At 44.5% G+C, this 9203-nt stretch carries 6 protein-coding genes; all 6 read left to right on the top strand.

Features of this window, described 5'->3' with window-relative positions; genetic code table 11:
- Positions 1-302: 302 nt before the first annotated feature.
- Positions 303-1955 (top strand): cardiolipin synthase, encoded by a 1653-nt coding sequence (locus V7D75_RS13380; protein ID WP_333614950.1) that lies wholly within the window; start codon positions 303-305, stop codon positions 1953-1955.
- Between the two features lie 113 nt (positions 1956-2068).
- The gene (locus tag V7D75_RS13375) at positions 2069-3547 is read left to right on the top strand and encodes a tetratricopeptide repeat protein (protein WP_333614949.1); all 1479 of its coding nucleotides are present in this window, start codon (positions 2069-2071) and stop codon (positions 3545-3547) included.
- A gap of 186 nt (positions 3548-3733) precedes the next feature.
- Positions 3734-5305 (top strand): 3-deoxy-D-manno-octulosonic acid transferase, encoded by a 1572-nt coding sequence (locus V7D75_RS13370; protein ID WP_333614948.1) that lies wholly within the window; start codon positions 3734-3736, stop codon positions 5303-5305.
- Positions 5306-5349: 44 nt separating this feature from the next.
- Positions 5350-6111: a 16S rRNA (uracil(1498)-N(3))-methyltransferase gene (locus V7D75_RS13365; protein WP_333614947.1), complete on the top strand. Its 762-nt coding sequence runs from the start codon at positions 5350-5352 to the stop codon at positions 6109-6111.
- A 225-nt stretch (positions 6112-6336) separates the two neighbouring features.
- The gene (locus V7D75_RS13360) at positions 6337-7476 is read left to right on the top strand and encodes a Fe(3+) ABC transporter substrate-binding protein (protein ID WP_333614946.1); all 1140 of its coding nucleotides are present in this window, start codon (positions 6337-6339) and stop codon (positions 7474-7476) included.
- Between the two features lie 97 nt (positions 7477-7573).
- On the top strand, positions 7574-9203 hold a 1630-nt coding region (locus V7D75_RS13355), incomplete at its 3' end, for an ABC transporter permease (RefSeq protein ID WP_333614945.1).

Below are 9203 nucleotides of genomic sequence, written 5' to 3'. Positions count from 1 at the left end.
ACTAAAGCCTCGCTCTGTGGGTGTGTATTATATAGATTTACACATGGCTGTCAAATATTATTTTAAGTATTTTTAAGATTATGGCTAATAAATTTTATTAACCGTCACATTAAGCCGTAATTAGGCTGTTTATAGACTATATAACCGCTACATAGTTGGCTATTGCGTGCTCGCTAAAAGCCACTATACTGATAGTGCTTTTTGCATCTAACGAACAAGACGTCTACTTATAGGGCGCCTACTTAATAAGACAGCAGGCTAATAACTAATAAATAGATGAATGATTTGAGTGATATAGGGTCATGGAGGCGAGCATAGATAATTTTAATATAAAAGCCCTTTCTATTGAAGATTACTTTACTACCTGGTCGGTAGGAGATTTTGCTGCATTGGGTCTGATATTGCACGTGATTCTTATGATAGTCATGACCCTGCGTATTGTCTCGGTGCAGCGCAATATTGGGGTATCGATTGCTTGGGTAGCTGTGCTTTATACGTTACCCGTGGTTGGTTTTATCGCTTATATCTTATTGGGTGAGCCAATGATTGGGCGGCGTTATCGTGCGCGTATGAATCAGGCGCGGCTACTAATGAATTATATGGCTAAGCGTGAGCAAATGGTGTTTGATGAAGGACAAGAGCTGCTACCCGATAATTATCGCGGTGTCAGTAAAATTGGTACACGCTGGACTGGGTTTGGAGTGTTTCCTGATCATCAAATGCAATTATTGACCACGCCGAATGCTATCTTTGGGCGCTTGATTGAAGATATTAATGCCGCTCAGCGTATTATCCTGATGGAGTTCTATATTATTTATCCAAAAGGTCAGATACTCGACGTCATGGACGCGTTGATGGCAGCGGTACAGCGCGGCGTCGAGTGTCATATTTTGGCGGATAGTGTGGGCAGCTTTAGCTTTTTTAATAGCAAACAGCATCGCATGTTAGAAGAGGCTGGGGTTTTTGTACACCAGTCGCTGCCGGTTGGTTTGCTTAAGACGCTATTTAAACGCTCAGATTTGCGTAATCATCGCAAGATTATCGTCATTGACGAACATATAGGCTATATCGGTAGCTTTAACTTGGTTGACCCGAAGTTTTTTAAACAGAACAAAAATGTGGGTCAATGGATTGATGTAGCGATACGAAGCGTCAGTCAAGAGCCGATAAATATTGCCACAGCGATGGCAAAAGTAGTGGTCACCGATATTGGCGCGGAAAATAAAGACAACCTAGACGCACTCAATCACCGTGTGAATAACTATACGCGTAAGCTTTATGTCATGAATCCGACTATTAATGATATCAATAGCCGCGTTAAAGTGTTAGACGAGCTTATTGATTCTGATGAGCCGCCAGAGATTGGCTCGACATCGATTGTGATACCGCGTATGCCAGTCGTTGAGGATGTGCTAGCGCAGCTGATACCTTCGGCGCCGCAAGTGACGGCGCACGTGATTTATAATACGTTGGTGACGGTGATTCATCGCGCCAATAAACGTATTCGTATAACCACGCCGTATTTTGTCCCCGATGAAGCCTTATCAGGGGCGCTGACCACCGCGGCCAAACGCGGGGTCGAGGTGACGATTATTGTGCCAGAAAAGGTGGACTCATTTTTGGTGCAGCATGCCTCACAAGCGTACTATCAAGAGCTACTCGAAGCCGGGGTAACCATTGCTTTATTCAAAGGCGGATTGCTGCATGCTAAAACCGTGGTCATTGACGATGATTATTGTTTATTTGGCACGGTAAATATTGATATGCGCAGTTTTTATTTAAATATGGAGGTCAGCTTAGCGATTTATACGCCTGAGATGGTCGCGCAGGTTGCGGATTGCCAAGAGGTTTACTTGCAGAGTTGTCGGTTTTTAAGTTTAGAAGAATGGCAAGAGCGCCACGGAGCAGAGCGCTTATTTGATAATGTAGTGCGCTTATTTAGTCCTTTATTGTAGCGCTTTTGATTTTAGGTTAAGGTAAACTACTTATTTTTATTACCAGCTCATTTTTATTATTATTTGAAATATTGGTTTTCAAAACGCTCAACTTTAAAGGATAGGCTAGCCTTATGTCTGCATCGCCCTTAACGCCCCTTGATTATATCGCAGCAGGCTATTGGCAAGATTTCTTAGCTGGCCGTTTTGTTGCCGGCGGCATGGCTTATGAAGCTGAATTGCATCGATGCACACTCGATGAGTCGCTGGCAAGTTTACAGCGCGTAGATACTTTGCTGTCGCAGATACGCCGTGACATGGTTAAGTCGGACAGCTGGGATGAGGCGGCGCTATTAATAGATGAGCGCTATCGTAATTTTATGGTATTTTTGGCATTTTATGCCGGGCGCGTATTGGCACAGCAATGGCAAAATACGCCGCATTGGTTCGGTGAGTTTGAGCTACGTAAGCGTTATCCGGCTCTGCCGCTACTGACCGATGATTTTTATCAGCATATGGCCGTGGTTTATCGCGATGATAGTGAGGTTAATAATCAGTTTAATACGACTGCCTCGCTATTTTTTGCTTTAGAGCCGATAGGAATGCGGCTGTTTGGTCATATTGATCGACCGTTTGAAGCGGTGCAAGGCGGTCAGGTGGCAAGTGGACTATACCAAGCAGTGAGTGCAAGACTGCCAAACGCTATTGGTAGTAGCCATACATTACCCTTAGATAACGCACAATCTGATGATAAAAACGTGACTCAAGTAAGTGTGACGCAGCATAACAGACAAGACATTTATACAAATCGTGTTAATAGTAATGCTGATAACGAGCTGCAAACAACACCTGAACCTGTTAAAGCAGATACTGTATTAGCAAAAGCTAATTTATCGATCGCTTCATTAGAAAGCTCTACTGCACCAACTACAGCAGCAGAAACTGCGTCAGTAGTATCTTCACAAGCAGCGTTAAAAGAAGCTGCAGTAAAACCAACAACAAAACCAGCACCAACTCCAGAAATTTTTACTCAATTGCTGATAGAGCTTGATGAAATAGACGTCGCCCAAAGCGCTGGCAAGACAGAATATGAGCAAGCTCGTAAAGTCTTGGATCAATTTGAGCAGTATATTGCTAAGCAAGAGAAACCGCGCGCGCAAGTTGCCTTTTCACAGCAGCATTTGGCAGCAAAGCAGCAAGCTCTAACAAGATTGCAAGACGCTGCCCATGCAGGTAATAGCGCGGCGATGCTACGTTTGGCAATGTATGAGCTGCTTGGTGAAGGAATAAATACGGATAAAGTAACTGGTATGGAAGTGGGCGTAGAATGGGTTCAGAAAGCAGCCAGCAAAAACGACAGCCGTGCCCAGCGCCTATTAAGTAAGCTCTACTATCAAGGACTTGGCGTGCCGCAAGATATGACCAATGGCAAATATTGGCTTGAGCAAGCGGCCGAAAACGGTCATGTAGAAGCGGCCAGTTTGGTCAGTCAATGGCAGCAAGCGCAGGCGTTGATTAGCACACAAAAACAAGAACAGCATAGCCTTGAACGTTATCAGTTATTGTTTGCGGTAATTATTGTCGTCGCTATATTAATCTTCATTATTGTCTAGCTGTTTATGTAAAACTCTAGTTTTAAATTCTGATTTTTAAATCTTTGTTTCTAATAGCAAGTGCTTTAAAACTATTGTTTAGCATTAAATTCAGGTAGAATTGGCGCGTTTTTTATTGGCATTTCTTATTGTCATTTTATAACGTCACCTCCTATCGTCCGATCCATTACTAATCTGGGCTTCTGCATGCCATCTTCTGACAACTCCTTACCTTCTTTTGATAAGTCGACTCAGCCAAGCCGAGCCGTTTATAAGCCACCTGTTTATTATCAGGTGACGATTGGTTTGTTAAAACCGCTCTATCGTCTGCAAGTATGGCGTCGCTCGCATAAGCGTGATAATTATCAGCAAGAAGTGCAGCAGCGTTTTGGTAAGCGCTATCCTGCGCCGCCCGTGCCTCGTGCAAATATTAAATCTAATGCGACTGCCATCGAAAATGGCAATCATAAAGAGTGCAATGGTAAAAAGGTCATCTGGTGCCATGCGGTGTCTTTGGGCGAGACCAATACCGTCGCGCCCTTGCTGGATGCGCTATTAGCAAAAGGCTATCAGATATGGTTGACCAACACCACGCAGACAGGATATGTGCGCGGTGCCAGCCGTTTTGCCGACGATATTGCCCAAGGTCGCTTAAGTCATAGTTACGTTCCTGTCGACAGTTCTGCGGTTATCGAGACGTTTTTAGGACACGTACAACCCGTCGCCGCCCTGTTTGTAGAAACCGAGCTTTGGGCCAATATCTTGACAAAACTGTCCGAACATCATATCCCGAGTATTTTGGTCAATGGTCGGCTATCTGCGGCATCTTTTAAAAGCTATCAAAAAATTGGCGCGGTCAGTGCCAGTATGATGAAAAACCTAAGTTTGATTATTGCGCAAGATAACGAATCGGCAAAACGTTTTCGGCAATTGGGCGCTCATAGCGCGCAAATCCGCGTGGCAGGCTCGCTAAAATGGGTAATCAATACCCCGAAGCCAAAAAATGACAATGATGATATAAAAACAGTTGAAATAGTAAACGATGGCGCAGACTTGGACTTAGATTTAGACGTAGCAGATCGTCCGATTTGGGTGGCAGCAAGCACGCATAGCGGTGAGGAAGAGATCGTATTATCATGGCAGCAGCAAATCCTATCTAACCCTTTGTTAGCTAATAGTTTACTGATTATCGTGCCAAGACATCCAGAGCGTTTTGATGACGTGGCAGAGCTGATTGAAAAATCTGGCTTGGGCATGGCGCGGCGTAGTGCTGAAGATGCCATTAGCGCAAATACTCAAGTCTATCTCGCTGATAGTATGGGTGAGTTGATGCGCTGGTATGCGCTTGCCGATGTGGCATTGGTAGGCGGCTCATTGGTCGATATTGGCGGGCACAACCCCGTTGAGCCGGCAAGCGTAGCAACGCCAGTATTGATGGGTGCTTATACCCAATCTTGTCAAAGTGTGGTTGATAAGCTTGCTAGCGTTGGAGCGTTATATCAGCCAAACAATGCGTTTTATAGCGCGATTAGTGCTAATAATCAAGCATCTCAGCCGCTATTACAGCCGCATCGCTCTGATAGTAAACAATCTTCTTTAGAAGATGATAACAATCTTCTTTATCAGCAGCTAAAGTATTGGCTCAGTCATCTTCCCTTAGCAAAACAGGCAGGGCGAGCGGGTGCAGCAATGACCGAGCAACAGCAAGCAGTCTTGCATCGGCAGCTATCGATGATTGAAGGAGTTATTGAACAATACGTTAAACCATCTTTTGAGTAAGACCTGAGCCAAGACGTGGATTAACAGCGGATATAAGTGACGCTATGAACTGTATATTATTGCCAGCGACCAACTTTCAACATGATAACGCGTCTGCGTATATCAATGATTTGGCGCAAATTGCTCATGTGAATAAAGTGCTAAATGCCCAAGTAGGCGATAGGTTAAAAATTGGTCAGCTTGGCGGTAAGCTCGGTAGCGCTATCATTAAAACCATTACCTCCGATAGTATTCAACTAAGCGATATACAGCTGAATAACAATCCGCCAGCGAAGCTTAATCTTACAGTGGTGTTGGCCTTGCCAAGGCCAAAGGTATTGCGCCGTTTAATCATGGATATGACGGCGCTTGGCGTTAACGATATCATCCTTATCAACAGCTACCGTACGCAAAAAAGCTATTGGCAAAGTCCAATGCTAGCTCGCCTTGACGAGTTTGTGTTAGAAGGGTTGCAACAAGGGATTGATACGATTGCGCCGCGCATTAGCCTACAAAAACGCTTTAAACCCTTTGTCGAAGATGAGCTTGCAAGCTTAATGACCAATCGCGCTATCGTTGCTCATCCTTATAGCGCGCTGTCATTGGCGCAATATGTCCAGCAACCACTGGCAAAACCTAAGGCAGCTCATGAATCGGTTTTACCAAGTATGGTATTTATCGGTGCTGAAGGTGGCTGGATTGACTATGAGATTGAGTTGCTTGCTGAGCAAGGATGTACGCCAGTTAATATCGGGCCACGCATCTTACGTACCGAAGCGGCGGTCAATGTCATTTTAGGGCAGTGGTTGCTAGAAAGTCAGGATTAAGCTCAGGCAGATACATAAATCATTGATATCTTGTTAAAAATTAGACCAGTTTATCGGCACAGCAGGGCTAGATAAATGTATTGATAATTAATCTCATTTCTATTAGTATAATGTGTCTTAGACATTAAGGTCTTATTAATCCCGTTATCCCGCTATTCAATCATTTATTAATAATTTTAATGTCGTCTTATCTCACTTATCCGTAGCACCATTATGGGGAATGCCATGTCATTAACTGCTATCAGTGCAAATCTATCTTCTAGTAAGCTTACTTTACCCATTGCTGTATTTGGCATGATGTTGGGTCTTGCGGGCTGTAGTAACTCATCGACGCCAGAAGAAAACGTGGATGCTGACACTACAACCACTGCTGAACAATCTGGCGCTGAGCAAGAAGTGGCGAAAAATGATGACGCAACGGCCGCTGGTGGGCAAACGGTTACGATTTACTCATCACGTAATGAGCAGTTGATTAAACCGTTATTGGATAAATATACCGAAAAAACAGGCGTTAAAATTGAGCTGGTCACCGATAAAACTGGCCCATTGATGGCGCGTCTGCAAGCGGAAGGTAAAAACACGCCTGCGGATATGTTATTAACCGTTGACGCGGGTAACTTATGGCAAGCAGCAGAGCAAGGCTTATTGCAGCCTGTGTCTTCTACTATCTTAGAAACCAATGTTCCTGCTAAATACCGTGATCCAAAAGGTCAGTGGACAGGTCTGTCATTACGTGCCCGTACTATCTTTTATGATCCAAGTAAGGTTGATGCAGCTCAGCTATCTACTTATGCAGATTTGGCCGATCCAAAATGGAAAGGCAAACTTTGTCTGCGTTCATCAAAAGCCGTTTATAACCAATCATTGGTTGCAAGCATGATGGAAAATCTGGGCGAAGAAAAAACAGAAGAAATTATTCGTGGTTGGGTAGCTAACTTAGCAACGGACGTCTTTAGTGATGATACCAGTATGTTAGAGGCGATTGCCGCTGGTCAGTGTGAAGTGGGTATTGCCAATAGTTACTACTATGGTCGCCTGCTTGATGAAAAACCAAATTTCCCTGTAAAAATATTTTGGGCGAACCAAGGTACGACTGGTACTCATGTCAACATCTCTGGCGCTGGGGTTATCGCTAACTCAGACAATCCAGATGGTGCGCTTAAATTGATGGAGTGGTTATCTTCTGATGAGGCCCAAGGTCTTTATGCCAGTTCTGATAAAGAGTATCCTGTAAAAGTAGGTATCGATGAGTCAGAGCTACTTAGATCTTGGGGTCCGTTCAAACAAGACAGTATCAGCGTGCAGAGGTTTGGTGAGCTACAAACCCAAGCCATTCAAATGATGGATAAAGCGGGTTATAAATAACAGGCTACAAGTCGCTGAGCAGTTGGTTTTTAGCGATTAGATGTTTAGTCATCTAGCATCTAATCGCGTCATTATGCGTATGACACGGTAACAATTTATGATAACAATGCCAGAAGCGTCTGCTAAACAAGACAATACTGTCAATAACACTAATAACGACAATAATAGTTCGTCTATCAGTCAAGACCATGTCGTCCGCAAACGTATTATCTCGAAATCAGTCTTAGGACTGATTTCGTTGTTTATGCTCGTACCGATTTTAATCGTACTATTATCATGGACGCAGCCGGTCGCTGATATTTGGACGCACATGCGTCAATATGTATTGCCGCAAGTGTTAAAAAACACCGTCATTTTATTGCTGATGGTGACACTGATTTCTGGCATTATCGGAACAGCACTTGCGTGGGTGACCAGTATGTACCGCTTCCCGGGACAGCGGTTTTTTGCCTGGGCGCTGATGCTGCCATTAGCGATGCCCGCTTATGTTTTAGCATTCGTCACTGTCGGTATCGTTGACTTTAGTGGACCACTGCAAACGGCGTTAAGGGAGTTTGGTTTTACCACCGCTATTCCCTCGGTACGTAATGTGTGGGGCGCAGGTTTGGTATTGTCGTTGGCATTTTATCCTTATGTCTATTTGCTGGCACGCCAAGCGTTTTTATCGCAAGGCAGGCGCGCGATTGAAGCGGGACAAATGCTTGGCTTAAGTCGTAGTAAGGTGTTTTTTCGGCTGGCATTACCACAAGCATTGCCGTGGGTTATTGGTGGTTTGCTGCTTGCTAGCATGGAGACGCTGGCAGATTTTGGCGCAGTATCGGTCTTTAATGTCGATACTTTTACCACGGCGATTTATAAAGCATGGTTTGGATTTTTTAGTCTAACCACTGCCGCGCAGTTGGCCGCGTTATTAATCGGCGTGGTTTTTATCGTCGTCTTGTTTGAGCAATATTGGCAAGCCAAGCGCGGTAATACGGTGTCGCAGGGTAGTAGTCAGCGCTTTGAAGCCAGTAAACCTGCGCAGTGGGGCATGGCGCTACTTTGTATGCTGGTGTTTTTGATAGCGTTTTTGATTCCATTTTTGCAACTGCTTTATTGGACCGCTTTAAATTTCCAGCAAGACTTTGATGCGCGTTATATTGATTTTGTCACCAATAGCCTTATGATTGCCAGTATGACTACCATATTTATCGCATTTTTGGCGGTTATTATTGCGTGGGTCAAGCGTCAATATCCGGATAAATCGACCAAACTCATGACTACCTTAGCCAACTTGGGTTATGTGGTGCCGGGTACGGTATTGGCGGTTGGGATATTTATTCCGATTGCATGGCTTGATAACCAGCTCATTGCTTTTGGTATTACTTCAACACAGTTTTTATCCGGTAGTGTGATTGTGATGCTGCTGGCCTTGTCGACGCGTTTTATGACGGTAAGCTTTCAGCCGGTCGACCGTCAGTTACAGCGCTTGACCGTCAATCAAGAAGCGGCAGCGAAATTACTCAGTGATAGCCCGTATCAGCGTTGGCGGCAAGTAATGCTTCCTGTACTTAGCCCCGGGGTATTGACTGGATTATTAATGGGCTTTGTCGAAGTCATGAAAGAGATGCCGATTACCTTGATGACGCGGCGACAAGGCTGGGATACGCTGGCAGTAAGGGTGTTTGAGATGACCAGCGAAGGCATGTGGGGACGCGCCGCCTTGCCAAGTTTGTTGATTGTACTGG

It is taken from the genome of Psychrobacter sp., assembly GCF_036731945.1.
Lineage (GTDB): Bacteria > Pseudomonadota > Gammaproteobacteria > Pseudomonadales > Moraxellaceae > Psychrobacter.
This window is presented reverse-complemented; position numbering and strand designations above follow the sequence as displayed.

Coding starts and splice junctions, on each gene's coding strand:
- V7D75_RS13375 (WP_333614949.1), top strand. CDS start 2,069: ATGTCTGCATCGCCCTTAACGCCCCTTGATTATATCGCAGCAGGCTAT.
- V7D75_RS13360 (WP_333614946.1), top strand. CDS start 6,337: ATGTCATTAACTGCTATCAGTGCAAATCTATCTTCTAGTAAGCTTACT.
- V7D75_RS13365 (WP_333614947.1), top strand. CDS start 5,350: ATGAACTGTATATTATTGCCAGCGACCAACTTTCAACATGATAACGCG.
- V7D75_RS13380 (WP_333614950.1), top strand. CDS start 303: ATGGAGGCGAGCATAGATAATTTTAATATAAAAGCCCTTTCTATTGAA.
- V7D75_RS13370 (WP_333614948.1), top strand. CDS start 3,734: ATGCCATCTTCTGACAACTCCTTACCTTCTTTTGATAAGTCGACTCAG.